This is a genomic window from Pantoea sp. SGAir0183, assembly GCF_043545505.1.
On sequence record NZ_CP028053.1, the window covers coordinates 3,715,864 to 3,732,982 of the forward strand.

Genomic DNA, 17,119 nt, shown 5'->3' on the forward strand with positions numbered 1-17,119 from the left:
ATAAAAGACAGGCGAGCGCAGTCCACGCGAGACGTGAGAGCATTTCACTCGCCCTGATCATTAAAGTTATTTGCACGCTGAATAACAGCGCTGTTGTGAATGAACTTAAAAGACGACTAACACTTTTGAATGCTGCGTTTTATCACTGGCGGCCTGCAAAGCCACTTCAATATCCTGATGCGCATACTGACCGGACAGGATCGGTCGCGGATCGATAATGCCTTTTTCCAGCCATTTCACTGCAACCGCAAATTCATCAATAAAACGAAAGGAACCTTTCCAGCTAATTTCTTTTACCAGCATCTGCGCGACGGGAAAATGAAGCGGGCTTTTTCCCATGCCAATTTGAACCATCGTGCCACCTGGCCGCGTCGCCAGGATACTGGTGCTGATGGCTGCCTCTGCCCCGCTGGCCTCCAGTGTGACGTCAAAGTAGCCCCGGTGTTCACAATAGCGGGCCATGGCCGCCGTATCGGCCGGGTCCACGGCGACATCGGCACCCATTTCACACGCAATACGACGACACCGCTCGCTGAGATCACAGGCCACTATTTCCGCTGCGCCCGATGCTTTTGCTGCGGCAATGGCTAACGCGCCTATGGGGCCAGCGCCCATTACCAGCACCTTTTTGCCCACGATACTGCCTGCCACATTAAGCGCATGAATGACGACCGCGGTGGGCTCGGCAACCGCCATCACGCTGGCCGGAACCTGCTCGTCGTAGGGCACACACTGCTGCGCGGACACCACGACATACTGTGCAAACCCGCCTTCCACATGCGGCGTGAACTGCGCACTGCCCATGAAGCGCATGGTTGGGCAGGCATTTTGTTTCCCGGCCTGACAATATTCACATCGCCCGCAGGGCTGCGACGGGTTAACCGCCACTTTCTGTCCGGGTTTGAGGGCAGAAGATTCCGGCGCATGATAAATCCGCCCCACAAATTCGTGTCCGATAATAAAAGGGTGCTGAATGACGGATAACCCGGCCCGCCCTTCGTGATAATAATGAATATCGGATCCGCAAATGCCGCCGCACTCCACTTTTATCACGACGTCATCCTCTGCGTAATGCAGCTCGCGCTCTTCTACCACAATGTCTTTTTTACCCTTTGCCACACAGGCCTGGGTCATTAAGCTATGCACGATGGGTTCCCCTTTGCAGGTCAGTAAGGCTCACAACACGGCCAGCCAGCCGCCATCAACGTAAATCATCTGCCCGTTGATATAATCTGACGCGCGCGAAGCGAGGAAAACGGCGGTACCGGCCACTTCGTCTGGCCGGCCCCAACGTTGAGAGGGATTGCTGCTTTTCACCCAGCTATCAAACCGGGCGTCGTCCACCAGCGCACGGTTCATGTCGGTTAAGATATAACCCGGCCCAATCGCGTTGGTCTGGATATTAAACTGCGCCCATTCGGCCGCCATTGAGCAGGTCAACATCTTGATTCCGCCCTTGGCCGCCGTATAAGGCGCAACCGTCGGACGCGCGGCCTGACTGGTTAACGAACCGACATTGATGATTTTTCCGCCCTGGTGACGGGCGATCATGCGCTTTGCCGCCGCGCGTGAAACCAGGAAGGCGCTGGTCAGGTTGGTATCAATGACTTTTTGCCACTGTTCAAGCGCCAGTTCCAGCATCGGTTTACGGTACTGAATGCCGGCATTATTGATAAGGATATCCACCGCAATCGCCTGCTCATCCAGCGCGGCAAATGCCTGTTCAATTTCGCCTTCATCTTTCACATCGAATACCCGCCCCGTGGCGTGATAGCCTTTCGCCACGAGTTGTTCAACCGCCTCATCCAGCCCCGCTTTACGCGTGCCGTTCAAAATCACCTGTGCCCCGGCCGCCGCCAGGGCTTCAGCATAGGCATAACCCAGCCCACGAGATGAACCGGTGATTAATGCCGTTTTCCCGGTCAGATCGAACAGTGCAGTCATATCCCACCCTTAAATATGTATGACAACTATCTTATTAAGGTGAATTTACGCGCAGATTAAATCAATACGTAATGATGCGTTATGAGGCGTCTATCACAAAGCCCTCACCCTGAAATTGATTAGGATGCTGTATTTTAAGAAAATAAATCTTAACTACGTGCATAAAGTTCAGTCATTAGATCCCCATCACAGAATCGAAAGCTAATAAGGGCAACGACCCGGCTTTGTGATAAAACAGTCATGTTGTATGACAACATACCTGTTAGCCATGAGCAGCAACGAGCACGACGGTGGCGGTAAGTGGCCTGATAAAAGAGGAGCGATTGTGAGTAATCTGTCCATCACGAATGTTAAAACCATTCTGACTGCGCCCGGCGGCATCGATCTGGTCGTGGTTAAAATCGAAACCAACGAGCCGGGCCTGTACGGCCTTGGCTGCGCCACCTTTACCCAACGCATCTATGCGGTACAAAGCGCCATTGATGATTACCTGGCGCCATTTCTGAGGGGCAAGGATCCGGCAAGAATCGAAGATATCTGGCAGTCTGCCGCCGTCAGTGGCTACTGGCGCAATGGTCCGGTCATGAATAACGCCCTGTCCGGTGTCGATATGGCGCTGTGGGACATTAAAGGCAAACTGGCCGGATTGCCGGTTTATGAACTGCTGGGCGGCAAGTGTCGCGATGGCATTGCGCTCTATGTGCACACCGATGGCGCAGACGAAGTCGAAGTGGAAGACAGTGCCCGGGCCAAAATGGAGGAAGGTTATCAGTATATCCGCTGCCAGATGGGCATGTATGGCGGTGCCGGTACCGACGATCTCAGGCTCATCGCGAACCGCATGGTCAAAGCGAAAAATATCCAGCCTAAGCGTTCACCGCGCAGCAAAACAGCGGGCATGTACTTTGATCCGGAAGCCTATGCGAAAAGCATTCCACGCCTGTTTGATCATCTGCGCAATAAGCTGGGTTTTGGCGTAGAGCTTCTGCACGATGCGCATGAACGCATTACGCCGATTAACGCTATTCATATGGCTAAAGCCCTGGAGCCGTACCAGCTGTTTTTCCTGGAAGATCCGGTTGCGCCAGAGAACACGGAGTGGCTGAAGATGCTGCGCCAGCAGTCCTCTACGCCCATCTCAATGGGCGAGCTGTTCGTGAATGTGAACGAATGGAAGCCGCTGATCGACAATAAGCTGATTGACTATATTCGCTGCCATATCAGTTCCATTGGCGGAATTACGCCGGCGAAGAAAATTGCTGTTTACAGTGAATTAAACGGTGTCCGCACGGCCTGGCACAGCCCCGGCGATATTTCACCGGTCGGCGTGTGTGCGAATATGCATCTGGACCTGAGCTCACCAAATTTTGGCGTTCAGGAATACACGCCGATGAACGATGCCCTGCGTGAAGTGTTTCCCGGCTGCCCGGACGTCGAGCAAGGCTATGCATACGTTAATGACAGGCCGGGATTGGGTATCGACATTAATGAAACGCTGGCGGCGAAATTCCCCTGCGAAGGCGGTAACCCCACCTGGACGATGGCCCGTACGCCCGATGGCACGGTCTGGCGTCCCTGAGTCCGTTAACGGGAAGCAAAGGCGCAACAGGGTGCCTTTGCTTATTCTTTCCGGTCCTGTAAACGAAACGTACTCGCGTTCTGACCAGGGACCGGGTCAGTGCCCCCGAGTCGCTACCGCTTCATCCACCTCAATCAGAATTCGACGTCTTCCAGGCTAAAGTACTCGGTCTGGTCGTTATAAGAGAAAATCTCCGCATAACGGCCCCAGTTAATCACACTATCCAGCGTCTCTTTAGCCGCACTGTCGGAAAGCGAATCTTCCAGTTCCTGTTCAAAACGCACGCGCGGTGCACGATGTCCCGGACGCTCATCCAGTACCGTTTTGATCAGGGCGGCCAGCGGCACGTAACGCAGCAGATGATCGGCAAACATCACCTTACGCTGCTGCGTGTCTGACTCGGCAAACACCCGGGCGGGCGGCGTCAGGAAGATGTCCCCTTCCCGCACGTCCGCAAAGCCTAGCGACTGAAGCACTTCGGCTATCGGGAACAGTTCATCGACTTCCAGATGCAGCGAACGGGCCACCTCTGGCATGTCGGCGCGGCCGTGGTACGGCGCTGCTGCCAGGGTTTCGATCAACCCGGCCATCAGGTTGGTTGACACATGCGGCAGCCGCGTTCCCAGTCTGAGGCTCTTTTTCACATTATCGCTGGTAGGCCGTGCGGTCATTTGGGTATAAACATCATCGACCAGCCGACGAAAAGCCGGATCCAACCGGTTACGCGGATGGCCAAAGGGCACTTTGATTTCTGCCACTACGCGCCCGGGGTTAGAGGACAGCACCAGAATGCGGTCACACATAAAGACGGCTTCTTCGATATTGTGGGTGACGATAAGCACCGATTTCATCGGCATCTGTCCCTCATTCCACAGATCGAGTAAATCGGTACGCAGCGTTTCGGCGGTTAATACATCCAGCGCGGAAAACGGCTCATCCATTAACAATAAGGTGGGATCGACGACCAGAGCGCGTGCAAAGCCCACACGCTGACGCATGCCGCCCGATAATTCACGCGGATAGGCGTTTTCGAAACCGTCCAGGCCGATGAGGTCAATGGCCGCCAGCGCACGCTTTCTGCGTTCCGCTTTTTCCACGCCCAGCGCTTCAAGCCCGGCTTCTACGTTCTGTAGCACCGTTAACCAGGGAAACAGCGCAAAGGTCTGGAACACCATCGCCACGCCTTTGGCAGGGCCGTTCAGCGGTGCGCCCAGGTAGTCAACGGAACCCGAGCCGGGCGTAATCAGACCAGAAATAATGCGCAGCAGTGTCGATTTTCCCGAACCAGAGCGGCCCAGCAGCCCCACTATCTCGCCTTCCTGCAGAGTCAGATTAACGTCATCCAGAATCAGCACTTCACCGTGCGCTTTATCGTAACCGTGCTTAATGTCTTTTACCGTCAGGACCGCCTGGCGACCGTCCGTTTTTTTGGTCGACACGTCTGCATGGTGTGTGGGTTGATTGTTTAACATCTCGGGTCCCTTAATTAGCACGGAATTTTGATTCAGCGTAGACGTACAGCGGCCGCCACAGCAGACGGTTGAACAAGGTGACAAACAACGACATCACGGCGATACCAAGAATAATCCTCGGGAAGTCCCCAGCGGCCGTGGTTTGCGCGATATACGCCCCCAGGCCGTGGGCGGTGACCTGCGTATTTCCCCATTGTACAAATTCGGACACGATGCTGGCGTTCCAGGCTCCGCCGGAAGCGGTAATGGCACCGGTAATGTAGTAGGGGAAAATGCCGGGCAGCATCACCTGACGCCACCAATGCCAGCCGCGAATATGAAAGTTTGCGGCAGCCTCTTTGTAATCATTGGGAAAGGCGGTGGTGCCCGCCACGACGTTAAACAGGATGTACCACTGCGTACCAAGCACAATAAGCGGAGACAGCCAGATATCCGGATTCAGCCTGAAGTGCACAATCATAATGACGAACACCGGAAACATCAGGTTGGCCGGGAACGCCGCCAGGAACTGGGCAACAGGCTGAATTTTTCCGGCCAGTGCAGGACGCAGGCCAATCATCACGCCCAGCGGCACCCAAATCAGCGATGAAATCAGAATCAACACGGTGACGCGCAGAAGCGTAATCAGCCCCAGGCCGAAGACATGTTTCACGTCCGCCAGCGTGACACCGATTTGCACATAGGTAATAACCCGCCAGACCACATACAGGGTCAGTAAAATGACGAAGGCGCCCCAGATAAAGTCACCCAGACGCGAGCGGGATTCCGTGCTGCTTTCGGCCCGGACCGACCTGGAGGCAGGCCAGCGCCACGAGATACGCGCCAGCGCAGACAGCAGCAGGCGCAGCGGCGTAAAGATCTGGTGAATCAGGCGTGTACGGCGCATCAGATCACGCACCCATGAGGTCGGCGCACTCCCCGAACGTGTGTTTTCCATGCGGAACTTATCCGCCCAGGCCACCAGCGGCCTGAACAACAGTTGATCATAAGCCAGAATCACGATCACCATCGTAAGCAGTACCCAGCCCACCGCATGGATATCTTTATGCAGAATCGCCTGTGCCAGATAGCCGCCCACGCCCGGTAAGGTAAAGGTATTGTTACCCACCGTGATCGCCTCTGAGGCGACAATAAAGAACCAGCCCCCCGACATCGACATCATCATATTCCACACCAGTCCCGGCACGGCGAAAGGCGCATCCAGCTTCCAGAAACGTTGCCAGCCGGTCAGATGAAAGCCACGTGAGACTTCCACCAAATCGGCCGGTACGGTACGTAGCGACTGGTAAAAGCTAAAGGTCATGTTCCAGGCCTGACTGGTAAACAGGGCAAATATCGCCGCCAGTTCTACGCCCAGCACCTGCCCGGGAAACAGGGCAATAAAAAAGGTCACGGTAAAAGAGATATAACCCAGCACCGGAACGGACTGCAGGATATCCAGAATGGGCACTAACACCTTTTCTGCCCGGCGACTTTTGGCCGCCAGCGTGCCGTAGATCAGGCTGAACACCAGTGACGCCAGCATCGCCACCAACATCCGCAGCGTGGTACGCATGGCATATTCCGGCAGATTAGTCGGATCAAGGGAGATGGCCTGGGTTTTCAGGCTGTCAATCGGCATCAGCGTTTGATGAAAGCCCACCGCCACCATTGCAATCAGGCAAATAATCAGGGGAAATGCCACGGCATCCCAGACGTTTGGCAGCAACCGTCTGTTAGCCGCCAGCATGGTGAATCGGAAGTTCATGAGCCCTCTCTTCTTTTCATCACGGAGCGACTGAAGTATTTCAGGTGAGGGATTATCAGTCAGGATTATTAAACGTATGCTCACCTGATGGCGGGGTTTTTATTAATTTTTTATGAAAGCCCACTCCCGGTTTTTGCTGGCATACTCAATGCAGCCCTTTTCTTAATACAAACAGACTGAATAATTCGGCAAAGGCCCCAACAATTTACGCCCATGCCTGGCTGCCGCAGCGCTATTTCGATGAGATGCGCGTCTGTGAGCAACGCATTCTGCTCCGCAGCGGTAACGGCATGGTTCAGATTTCGGGTAACCAGCCTTTCCGGCTGACAACCCGCGGTCCCGCGCAGCACTGTGAAGCCCGCTTAGCGGGAAAAGAGACCTGCTGGCTGATTCGTCTGAATGACGATCCGCAACTCAGCACGCTGGAAGAATTTGACTCGCGCTTCGCCCAGCTCAGTATCGAACAGCGAGAGGACGGCACGATTTGCGTGAACGATCCCATCTACGGCGACGTGTTCTTCCAGCCGAATGGTTGTGTCTTTGGCCAAGGCCGGTTGCGGGATCCTGACAGCGGGACCCTTGCGGGGGAAAGCCCTGAACTGGAGCTGCCTTCGGGCGCCCACGCTTAAGCTGAGAATGCGCAGGCCCGGCGGCAGCCAGGCCTGCGCGGCCACCTAAAGGACAGGACGCTCAGCGCCAGAGGATTTTTCTCTGGCGCTGCAAACGGATGGGACTCACTGTCGCAGACCGGTTGCGTTCCGTCTGCGCGGTCCCTGGTTTTTTGTAATCGCGTTCAGCTTTGTAATTTCCTCAGGCAGCGATCCATGGCACTGACCACCCAGTCGATATCGTGCGTCTGGAAACAGAGCGGTGGGCGGATTTTCAGCACGTTTCCGTATGGTCCGGCAACGGAGGTCAGCACAAAGGCCTCACGTAACGCCTCCACCAGATCGAGTGCCAGACGTTTGTCAGGCGCTTTGCTTTCTCTGTCCTTCACCAGCTCAAAGCCGATAAACAGCCCTGCTCCACGGACTTCACCGATGCACGGATACGTTGCCTGCAGGGATTGCAGCGCCGCCAGCAGTGCAGCGCCGGTTTTCAGGCTGTGCGCCTGAAGTTCTTCCTGTTCAATGACATCCATCACCGCGTGCGCCGCCGCCATGGAGACCGGGTTACCACCAAAGGTATTAAAGTAAGGTAGTGCATCGCTAAACGCCGCCATGACCGGCGCTTTCGCCATCAGCCCCGAGACCGGAATGCCGTTCCCCATCGGTTTGCCGGTAGTCACGACATCCGGAACCACGCCGTGTCGGGCAAAGCCCCAGAATGCCTCGCCGGTGCGGGCAAAGCCAGGCTGCACTTCATCGGCAATAAAAATGCCGCCGTTCTGATGCACCACATCAATCGCCGGTTTTAAAAAGCCGGGCTGACCGGGTAAAACGCCGTCTGACGAGAAAATCGAGTCGGCCAGGAACCCCGCAAATTTAATGCCGTGCGCAGCCATATCATCAATTTGCTTCTGAATTTCCTGCGCAAACCAGGCACCCTGATCCGCCGTCTGAATACGATAAAAGTCAGGCGGGGCCACCAGCCGCGTATGCGGTGATAACGGCTGACCGCTGCCCAGCGCGGGCGAAACGCCGGAGGTGAGCGCACTGGTGCCGTGATAGGCTTCTTTGGACACGATGATGCCCGTACCACCGCTCCAGCACTGGGCAATGCGGATCGCCAGATCGTTTGCCTCGGATCCGGTACACATATACATGGCCCGATCGATCTCGGCCGGCATCGTGGCCAGAATGCGATCGCTGTACGCAAGGATCGACTCATGCAGATAGCGCGTATGGGTGTTTAACTGCATCATCTGTTTATGTACGGCATCCACGACCACCGGATGACAGTGACCAATACTGGCAACGTTGTTATACATATCCAGATACTGGTTGCCCGCCTTATCCCACAGATACTGGCCCTTTCCGCGCACCAGATGCACCGGATTGCGGTAAAACAGCCGATAGGACTCGCCCAGTACCTGGCTGCGCTTATCGGTCAGTTGTCGAATGTCCGGTGCCAGCGTTTCCGCGTTTTCAGCACGAAAGCTGTTGGTATCCATTATGGTTGAACGTACCGTCATTGTGACTCCTTGGTCTTTGTGCTGCCCGGCGGCACGCTACGCACCGCCAGGCGGGTATAAACGTTAATCGGTTTCTGCGGCAACAGAGCGCTGCGCGACAGCACCGCGGCGGGAGTGCGTGGTCAGGAAGTAGAGATAGCCTGCCACCATAAAGCCCACGAACAGTGCGCCGATCTGTGGGTTAAACCACAGCATTGCGATCAGGCAGATCACCGAGCCACACAGGGCGATGGCGGGGATTACCGGATAACCCGGTGCACGGTAGCTACGTGCCAGTGTCGGATCCGAGCGACGCAGTTTAAACAGGCTCAGCATACTCATGATGTACATGACGATCGCCCCAAACACCGACATGGTGATCATCGCGGCGGTCAGGCTCATTCCCTGAAAGCTGATGCCATCAGAGAAAATGGCAACAATGCCGACCACACCGCCCGCCAGGATCGCCCGGTGGGGGGTATTAAAGCGCGACAGTTTTGCCAGTGAAGGCGGCAAATAACCTTCCCGCGCCAGCGCAAAGAACTGACGCGAATAGCCCATGATAATGCCGTGGAAACTGGCAATCAGGCCGAACAGGCCAATCCACACCAGCATGTGCATCCAGCGTGAATCGTTACCGACCAGCATTTTCATGGCCTGCGGCAGCGGATCGTTAATGCCTGACAGCGTGCGCCAGTCACCTGCCCCTCCGGCAAACACCATGACGCCCATCGCCAGCACCACCAGCGTTAAAATACCGCTGATGTAGGCGCGGGGAATGGTCCGGCGCGGGTCTTTTGCCTCTTCGGCCGCCATGGCAACGCCTTCAATGGCAAGGAAAAACCAGATGGCAAAAGGAATGGCGGCAAACATCCCGGATACCGAAGCCAGAGAGAACGTATCCTGCCCAGCCCAGCCATGGGCGACAAAATTCGTCAGGCTGAAGCCCGGCGCGACCACGCCCATAAACACCAGCAGTTCAATCACCGCCAGCAGCGTCACCAGCAGCTCAAAGGTTGCCGCAATGCTGACGCCGATGATGTTCAGTCCCATAAAGATCAGGTAGGCACAGACCGCAATGAGCTTAGGATTCACTTCCGGAAACTGCACATTGAGGTAGGCGCCTATCGCCATAGCAATGGCCGGGGGCGCAAACACAAACTCGATTAAGGTGGCAATGCCCGCAATCAGCCCGCCGGTATCACCGAAAGCACGGCGACTGTAGGCAAACGGTCCTCCGGCCTGCGGAATGGCGGTCGTCAGTTCGGTAAAGCTGAAGATAAAACAGGTGTACATGGCGGCGACAAAAAACGTCGTGACCAGAAAACCCAGCGTACCCGCGGCTCCCCAGCCATAGCTCCAGCCGAAATATTCTCCCGATATAACCAGTCCCACAGCGATGCCCCAGAGTTGCAGGGTACCAAGGGTGGGTTTCAGTTTCTCTTTCATCACTGCGTTCCCCGTCTGTGTAAAGTGAAAAGGCGATGCCTAAAAAGCTGACGGGTAGATGATGGACACAGCCGCAACAGAAAAACTTGACCGCAGAAAACAGAAACACGTCGGCTGGGGTCAAGTTGACCCGGGTCGGGTTGTGACGCCTCTGCCGAAGTCAATTTTTGCCTGCTCTCAGGTCAAGCGCGCCAGGCCGGTTCAGCGCCATGCTGCCTCCACACGCAGAGAAAGGGAGACAGACATGAGCATTAAGCAATATGACACCTTAACGAACGACAGCATTCTTCAGCTTGCCCACCAGGCGTTGCAGGCGTATCCGGCCTGTTTGCACGCAGAGGTCAAACTTCTGTGCCGTTCCGAGAACGCCACCCTGTCTGTCAGCACGCCGCAGGGCCGGTACGCGTTACGTATTCACCGCGGCGATTACCACGCTAAGCAGGATATTGAAAGCGAGCTGCACTGGCTGGATGCGCTTCAGGCCGCAGACATCTGCGTGCCGGTGGCGGTGCGCGACGGGCACGATAACCGCATTCAGACGCTGCCGCTGCCGGACGGCAGTGAACGCTATGCTGTGCTGTTTCACTGGATCGAGGGCGATATGCTTACCGATGCGGTCGATCCGGCCGCCTTTCGCCAGTTAGGTCGTATCACCGCGCAGCTCCACCACCACAGTCGTCGCTGGCAAAAGCCACAAACCTTTCGCCGTATCGTCTGGGATCATCACACGATGGTTTCCCCCACAGGTCACTGGGGTGACTGGCGCGATGTGGCCGGTTTAGCGCCATCACAACATGGCGTGATCGAAGAAACGCTGTCGCATGTCGGCCGTGAGATGGCAGCGTTTGGCCAGTCGCCCGACCGCTATGGTCTGATTCACGCCGACCTGCGCCTGACCAATCTGCTGGTACACAAAGGCGAAACGCGGGTAATTGATTTTGATGACTGCGGAATGGGCTGGTATCTGCACGATCTTGCCGCTGCGATCAGCTTTGTCGAACACCATCCCAGCGCCCCACAGTGGGTGGAAAACTGGCTAAACGGCTACGAACAGGTGGCGCACGTTAGCGATGAAGAGCTGGCGATGATCCCGTCCATGCTGATTCAGCGCCGCATTCAGCTGACCGCCTGGGTCGCTTCCCATCGCGAAACAGAAATGGCGCGCAGCCTGGGCGACGGTTGGGCGAACGACACGGTACGCCTGTGCCACCGCTATCTCGAAGGGGCCCGATTGCCGATTGGCGTCTAGCGCACTCTGGCGGTGCCTGAATGACAGATCGCGGTGCAATATTCACGGGGGCGATGCTAAGTGCCTGTTAACTGGTGCCTGACGGCTGGTATGTTTCTTGCAGAAGGTAACGATGTTCAGTTGCAGGCGGAAAACATCATGACCAGCAGATTTCCAGAGGCCGCCATAACGGCCATGTCCAGCGCGGGTAGCAGTCATCGTGGCGTCCTGTCGGCCGCCGCGACAGGACTGGGTGATTTCATTAACGCCCAGGGTGGCGATGTGGATCGTATTTTCGGCATCAGCGGGATCGATCCGGATACGCTCGCCTGCCCGACGTTGAGCCTGGACCTGGTCAATTACTGTCGGGTGCTGGAAGAAGCGGCCAGCCAGGCGGGCGTGGACAACTTCGGTTTACAGTATGGTCATCAGTTCCGGCCACAGTCTCTGGGTCTGATTGGCTATATTGGTCTGTGCTCGGCCACGCTGGAACAGGCGCTGCAAAACGTGGTCAATGCTTTTCCCTACCATCAACACAACACCTGTATTCGTCTGACGGAGCGCAGCGACTGCTGGCAGCTGGATTATCAGGTGCGTCACGGCGCGATTCTGCAGCGCCGTCAGGATGCAGAACTGACGTTAGGCATGTTTCTTAACCTGATTCGCCACGCGGCAGGACGCCACTGGGCACCGCGTGAAGTGCATTTCGAGCATCCGCGCCCTGAGCACTGGCACGAACACTGTAAAGTCTTTGATGCGCCGGTCTATTTCGATCAGCCCTTTAACTCGATGATCATCGCCAAAACGGATCTGGGCCGCAAAATGCCGGATCACGATCCCATGCTGCTGCTGGTGATGCAGGATGCGATCCGTCGGCTCAGCCCACCCGTCATCATTCAGGATACCGTTAATCAAACCCGCACCGACATTCACCTTCAGCTACTCAATGGCGAACCCTCACTGGACATTATCGCCGAAAAACAGGGACTGTCTGCCTGGTCGTTACAGCGGCGACTGCGCGATGAGCAAACCAGTTTTTCCGCCCTGGTCGACAGCGTCCGCAAAGAGATGGCGACGCATTACCTGAAACAACACCATCTGTCGGTCTCTGAAATGGCCTTGCTGTTGGGCTATTCTGAAGTCAGCGCCTTCTCACGCGCCTTTCGCCGCTGGTTCGGTTGTAGCCCACGCGACTGCCGTAAATCGCAGGGCACGGTTTTTCTTTGACAGCATCAGGCTGTCTGGCCAACGCATTATGCGGGCCTTTCTTATTGAAGAAAGAAAACCCGGTATGAATTATCGCTGAGCGCTTACGCGAGCGTATCGAATAAAAACGCCTCAAACAGATAGCCCTGAAATGCCGCAGCGTGCGGTCTGGCGAATTCGAAGTGTTGCGCCGTTTCGACGCCTTCTACAATAATAAATTCACAATAGTGTTTAATTTCCGCCAGCGTGGCTTGCCAGACGGGGCTGTTTTGATGCCGCCAGAAAAAATGCTTATCCATTTTCACGGCTTCATACATTCCACGCTGTAAACAGGGAAAGTGGGAAGCCGCACTGCCAAAATCATCCAGCCATAACGTGTATTTATTATGTAGTTCCCGGAGTAAGGGATTATTTAATCCCTGCGCAAGATCGGGAAAGTGTTCCGCGACTTCAATGCGAAGAAAAGAGTGCGCTGTGGCGAGCTCAACAATATCCCGTTCTTCCAGCAGCGCAAAAGCCATTTCCAGATCGACATTTACAGAACACAGCAACTGGTTTTCTTCAAAAAAATGATGCTTCTTATCGATTAAAGAAAGTTGTTCTCGTAACAGCTTTATTTTCTGTTGTTTATTTAATTTCGCAATATGAAAACAGGGGGTTCCCGGTGCGGCGAATCGCGTCAGAACTTCTACTGCAATTAATGTCGACGCGTTGTTAACGACAGGTTCAGCAATGAACCACCAGGCACGGTTGTTATTATCGAGATTGTGGATGTCCATTCCCATGCTCTGATTCAACGCGATGAAGTAGCCTGATTATTGATCGCTACAGACTATCAATCAAATGTTATTTATCGGGTTAAGCTATGATTTAACCTATCAAAATTAAAAGATTGATCGTTAATCCCTTGTTATTTAATAAGGTTTCAGGAATTAAAATCTTTATTTTATGCTGGCCCGGATTGCGAAGCCTTTTACAACGCCTGCTGCATAAGGTATTGACCTCATTTCCTGCCCGCAGCTCAACGCGCCTGTATCCTTCGCGTGCTAAGAATTAAGCATTGCAGACCAGTGAAAAATGGAGACAGTGAGAGAAAATAAAAAGGATAATATTGCCGCATCCGGTTAACGGGTAACTTAAATACATCAATACCGGTCATTTTGAAAAATGGCTGACGCAGGTTTTTCCCACACGGCGTTTGCAGCATTTACTGTCGACATAGGCAGTGATTTTTTACTTACCTGACACGGCAAGCTGAAGAAATAAATAAAAACGCTTTTTAGAGGACGTGCAGGGTATTTCAGCGACGTTGTTTAGCGTCGCCGGAAAAAATGCTGTGAATAACGGTCATTCCGTAAATGCTGCCCTGAATCACCGTCACAGGAAGGGATCGGGCCTGACTATGGCTGCTGCGGTTTAAATACCTGCTGCACAAATTCGATATACGCAGGTCGCCAGACATCCATCTCATGCCCCAACCCCGGATATTGAGTGTAATGGAAGTTTACGCCCTGCTTTTCCAGCTCGGCTTTGAGTCCGGCAATGTCTTTGCCGGTCACGATATCTTTATCGCCCACCGCCAGCGTAACGTTTTTCAGCTGCTTATTCACCGCCTGTGCCTGACTCAGCTGGCGTGTCACAGCCTCATTCGGCACCGTACTGGTGGTCACGCCGCTAAAGCTGGCCAGCCAGCCAAAGTCGTTCAGGTGCGTCATGCCTGACACCAGCGCCTGATAGCCGCCCTGAGACAGTCCGGCAATCGCCCGGTCTGCCGGTTTGCGACTGACGGTAAAGCGCTTTTCCACCAGCGGGATAATGTCCTGCATCAATTCCTTATCGGCGGCGGCGGCATTGAGGGGATAAAAGTCTTTGCGACGGTCGGCTGGGGGAAAGTTTTCAGGAATGGCCTGCACGATGTCCGTTTCGGTATCGGGCACCACAACCAGCATCGGCGTGATTTTGCCTTCGGCCAGCAGGTTGTCCATGATCTGCGGCAGGCGGAGCTGCGAGATGGCGGACAGCCCGGTATCGCCAAAACCGTGATAGAAGTAGAGCACCGGTAACGGTTTACCGTCTGCCTTATAGCCCGGCGGTGCCCAGACAAAGACCTGACGTTCGGATTTCAGTGCGGTGGAATGATACGTCAGCGTCAGCACATCGCCGTGCGCCACGTTACGCTCATCCAGAATGCTGCCCGGCACCAGAATCATACTGGTGTTCACCTGGCGCTGCGGTTTGGTAAAGCGGCTGCCGGTATCCGGCGTGCGGAAACCATCCACATCAAAATAGTACTCATATAAATCGGGCTTCAGCGGCTCGCTGGTCCACGACCAGATGCCGGTACTGTCCTTTTTCATATCATGGGACTGCTGGCTCAGCGGCGTGGCCCCCGTGACCACAGCAACCTGCTTCGCGGCGGGCGCAAACAGGCGAAAGGTAATGGAGTGATCGGGATTCAACGCGGTGATATAGCGGCTCACGGGGATGTGAGTATCCGGGGTTTGCGGTAACGGTGCGGCAAGCAGTGCGGATCCATATCCCATCAGCAGGCTTCCGGCCACCAGGGATAAACAGGTTAATTTTTTCTTCATTTTGCGTCCCGATAATTGAATTGATCACGCGGTATTTATTACATTTTTTCTCCGGGAAGCGAGGTGATAGCGTCGCAAAAAGCGCAGGCTGTGATGAACGTCAAAGAATGGCGTTAACCTGCCGTCAGCCTCACCGGTACGCGATCGCCCCGCGCGTTGAGATGCGGTTCAGGCGCAAACCGGTAAGGTCATGACATCAACGGTTCGATGATGATTTGCGAGGCACTATGCATATTACCTACGAAAAACTGGCCGATCGGCATCTGAAAGAGATGTATGAAATCCGCTTCTCGGTGACGGAAAACCGGCTGCATGCTCACCAGATCCGCTATCTGCAGCGTGAGCAGGCGCTTGACGATATCCGCCAGGGTGGTGGCTGGATCGCCAACGTCGATGACGAGTACGTCGGTTACGGGCTGGGTATTTATGCACCCGATCCGTTAATCGGTGGCCTGTTTATCAAGCCCGCGTTTCAGCGGCTCGGGACAGGTAGCCAACTGCTTGAAAACATCACCGACTAATTCAGACAACAACAGGCCCGGTCGATGATGTTGACCACCGACACAGGTTCCCCTGCTGAACGTTTTTATGAAAAACACGGCTGGCGCGCGGCGGGCACTGACGAATATGGCCAACGGATTATGCGCAAGCCCTGAACCCGGTGTTGCCTGCGCAAACCTCAGTTATCGCAGGCACCCGTTGTACCAGAGCTTTGCCACCGGACCTGACCACTTTTTTTGCAACCGTCGTACAACAGCCCTGCACTTTTTTGCCCACTCATCCTTCATTACGGTTATTGTCGTAGCGTAAACACAGCACTCCCGATAAGGATTAAGAAACGATGCGTAAACTTCCCCTTTTTGTGGTCACGCTTGGCCTGTTAATGTCGGTTGCCTCTCAGGCACAGGCAGAAGGCTGCCTGAAAGGCGCGCTGGTCGGCGGCGTAGCCGGTCACCTTAAACACCATGCGGTTGCCGGTGCCGTGGCGGGCTGCGCGGCAGGACATTATCTGGCGAAGAAGCATAAAGACGAAGAGAGTAAGCAGAGCCATTAAAAGCGGCGACAGGGCTGACGGAGCAGCCCTGTGATTCACAACAGTATCTCCCTCTTACAGCCATGCTTATCGCGCCGGGGCACCGTTTTCCCTGTCAGGGAAAAGAACTGCATAAAGCCTGTTGACCTTTTCGATGTGCATCACGCAGGCGTCACAATGTTCCTGTCACCTTAATTGTCTCAGGCGTCAACTCAAACGACGTTGGCGTGCAGACCGCCAGGCTCAGCTCGCCTGTCTGCAGCGCGCTGACCGACAGCGCTGACGGTGCGGTGCTGTCGATGCTGGCCATCTGCCAGGCACTCCCGCCGCGCTGCTTGATGATGGCCTCTTTGATCGTCCAGATGCGCCAGAAGGCCGCTAACTGCTGGGATACCGGTTTGGCCGCAATCTGCGCCCGCTCACCCGGACTGAAGAGATTTTCAGCCAGGCGCGGCCAGTGAGGTCGCGGTCGTATGGCTTCAATATCACAGCCCACCTCCCCTTCATCACTGAACAGCAGAGCAATCGCATCCCCGCTGTGACTCAGGCTGAATCCGCGTTGTACCTCAGGGGCAAATGCGGGTTTGCCATTCACCCCATACCGCATCGCGGGAACCGGCGTTATTGCCGCAGAGAGCAGCGCGCGCCCGGCAAGCCAGCTGGCACGGCGCGCGCCTGTGGGTGCCTGATCGGTCAGCTCGGGTGCAAGCGGTGCCACACTGAGTTGAGAAATCTTGCCCAGAAAGATCTGGTACAT

14 protein-coding genes and 1 pseudogene are annotated in these 17,119 nt (G+C 55.1%); 6 read left to right on the top strand and 9 right to left on the bottom strand.

What is annotated here, in order from left to right; genetic code table 11:
* Positions 1-105: 105 nt before the first annotated feature.
* Together idnD and C1N59_RS17245 are read right to left on the bottom strand one after the other, a co-directional pair.
* The gene (idnD, locus tag C1N59_RS17240; RefSeq protein ID WP_394550892.1) at positions 106-1,134 is read right to left on the bottom strand and encodes an L-idonate 5-dehydrogenase; all 1,029 of its coding nucleotides are present in this window, start codon (positions 1,132-1,134) and stop codon (positions 106-108) included.
* Positions 1,135-1,176: 42 nt separating this feature from the next.
* Entirely contained in the window at positions 1,177-1,944 is a 768-nt protein-coding gene (locus tag C1N59_RS17245; protein ID WP_394549943.1) for an SDR family oxidoreductase, read from the bottom strand.
* A gap of 325 nt (positions 1,945-2,269) precedes the next feature.
* Here C1N59_RS17245 and C1N59_RS17250 point away from each other — a divergent pair, with 325 nt between their 5' ends.
* Positions 2,270-3,523 carry an enolase C-terminal domain-like protein gene (locus C1N59_RS17250; RefSeq protein WP_394549944.1) on the top strand — a complete coding sequence of 418 codons (1,254 nt, stop codon included), beginning with the start codon at positions 2,270-2,272 and terminating at the stop codon, positions 3,521-3,523.
* A 134-nt stretch (positions 3,524-3,657) separates the two neighbouring features.
* Here the strand turns inward: C1N59_RS17250 and C1N59_RS17255 are convergent, their stop codons facing one another.
* Both C1N59_RS17255 and C1N59_RS17260 read right to left on the bottom strand, forming a co-directional pair.
* The gene (locus tag C1N59_RS17255; RefSeq protein WP_033740160.1) at positions 3,658-4,995 is read right to left on the bottom strand and encodes an ABC transporter ATP-binding protein; all 1,338 of its coding nucleotides are present in this window, start codon (positions 4,993-4,995) and stop codon (positions 3,658-3,660) included.
* Between the two features lie 10 nt (positions 4,996-5,005).
* Complete coding sequence (locus C1N59_RS17260) at positions 5,006-6,742, bottom strand: ABC transporter permease (protein ID WP_394549945.1); 1,737 nt, start codon at positions 6,740-6,742, stop codon at positions 5,006-5,008.
* Positions 6,743-7,032: 290 nt separating this feature from the next.
* Between C1N59_RS17260 and C1N59_RS17265 the strand changes: the two genes are divergently transcribed.
* Positions 7,033-7,371 (top strand): hypothetical protein, encoded by a 339-nt coding sequence (locus C1N59_RS17265; protein WP_394549946.1) that lies wholly within the window; start codon positions 7,033-7,035, stop codon positions 7,369-7,371.
* 164 nt (positions 7,372-7,535) lie between these two features.
* Here C1N59_RS17265 and C1N59_RS17270 read toward each other — a convergent pair whose 3' ends face one another.
* Complete coding sequence (locus C1N59_RS17270; protein ID WP_394549947.1) at positions 7,536-8,876, bottom strand: aspartate aminotransferase family protein; 1,341 nt, start codon at positions 8,874-8,876, stop codon at positions 7,536-7,538.
* 63 nt (positions 8,877-8,939) lie between these two features.
* A complete protein-coding gene (gene eat / locus C1N59_RS17275) occupies positions 8,940-10,304 on the bottom strand; it encodes an ethanolamine permease (RefSeq protein ID WP_394549948.1) in 1,365 nt (454 codons plus the stop codon).
* Positions 10,305-10,548: 244 nt separating this feature from the next.
* On the opposite strand from eat, the gene C1N59_RS17280 reads away from it, so the two are divergent.
* Positions 10,549-11,553 carry a phosphotransferase enzyme family protein gene (locus C1N59_RS17280; RefSeq protein ID WP_033740148.1) on the top strand — a complete coding sequence of 335 codons (1,005 nt, stop codon included), beginning with the start codon at positions 10,549-10,551 and terminating at the stop codon, positions 11,551-11,553.
* A gap of 138 nt (positions 11,554-11,691) precedes the next feature.
* Positions 11,692-12,759 carry an AraC-like transcriptional regulator QhpR gene (locus tag C1N59_RS17285; protein ID WP_033740338.1) on the top strand — a complete coding sequence of 356 codons (1,068 nt, stop codon included), beginning with the start codon at positions 11,692-11,694 and terminating at the stop codon, positions 12,757-12,759.
* A gap of 83 nt (positions 12,760-12,842) precedes the next feature.
* Here C1N59_RS17285 and C1N59_RS17290 read toward each other — a convergent pair whose 3' ends face one another.
* The gene (locus C1N59_RS17290; protein ID WP_394549949.1) at positions 12,843-13,523 is read right to left on the bottom strand and encodes an EAL domain-containing protein; all 681 of its coding nucleotides are present in this window, start codon (positions 13,521-13,523) and stop codon (positions 12,843-12,845) included.
* Between the two features lie 615 nt (positions 13,524-14,138).
* The gene (locus C1N59_RS17295; RefSeq protein WP_394550895.1) at positions 14,139-15,281 is read right to left on the bottom strand and encodes an alpha/beta hydrolase-fold protein; all 1,143 of its coding nucleotides are present in this window, start codon (positions 15,279-15,281) and stop codon (positions 14,139-14,141) included.
* Positions 15,282-15,556: 275 nt separating this feature from the next.
* On the opposite strand from C1N59_RS17295, the pseudogene C1N59_RS17300 reads away from it, so the two are divergent.
* Both C1N59_RS17300 and C1N59_RS17305 read left to right on the top strand, forming a co-directional pair.
* Positions 15,557-15,985, top strand: a pseudogene (locus tag C1N59_RS17300) (GNAT family N-acetyltransferase).
* 185 nt (positions 15,986-16,170) lie between these two features.
* Positions 16,171-16,383: a hypothetical protein gene (locus C1N59_RS17305; protein WP_033740144.1), complete on the top strand. Its 213-nt coding sequence runs from the start codon at positions 16,171-16,173 to the stop codon at positions 16,381-16,383.
* Positions 16,384-16,534: 151 nt separating this feature from the next.
* Here C1N59_RS17305 and acpT read toward each other — a convergent pair whose 3' ends face one another.
* On the bottom strand, positions 16,535-17,119 hold the full coding sequence (gene acpT / locus C1N59_RS17310; RefSeq protein ID WP_394549950.1) for a 4'-phosphopantetheinyl transferase AcpT: 585 nt from the start codon (positions 17,117-17,119) through the stop codon (positions 16,535-16,537).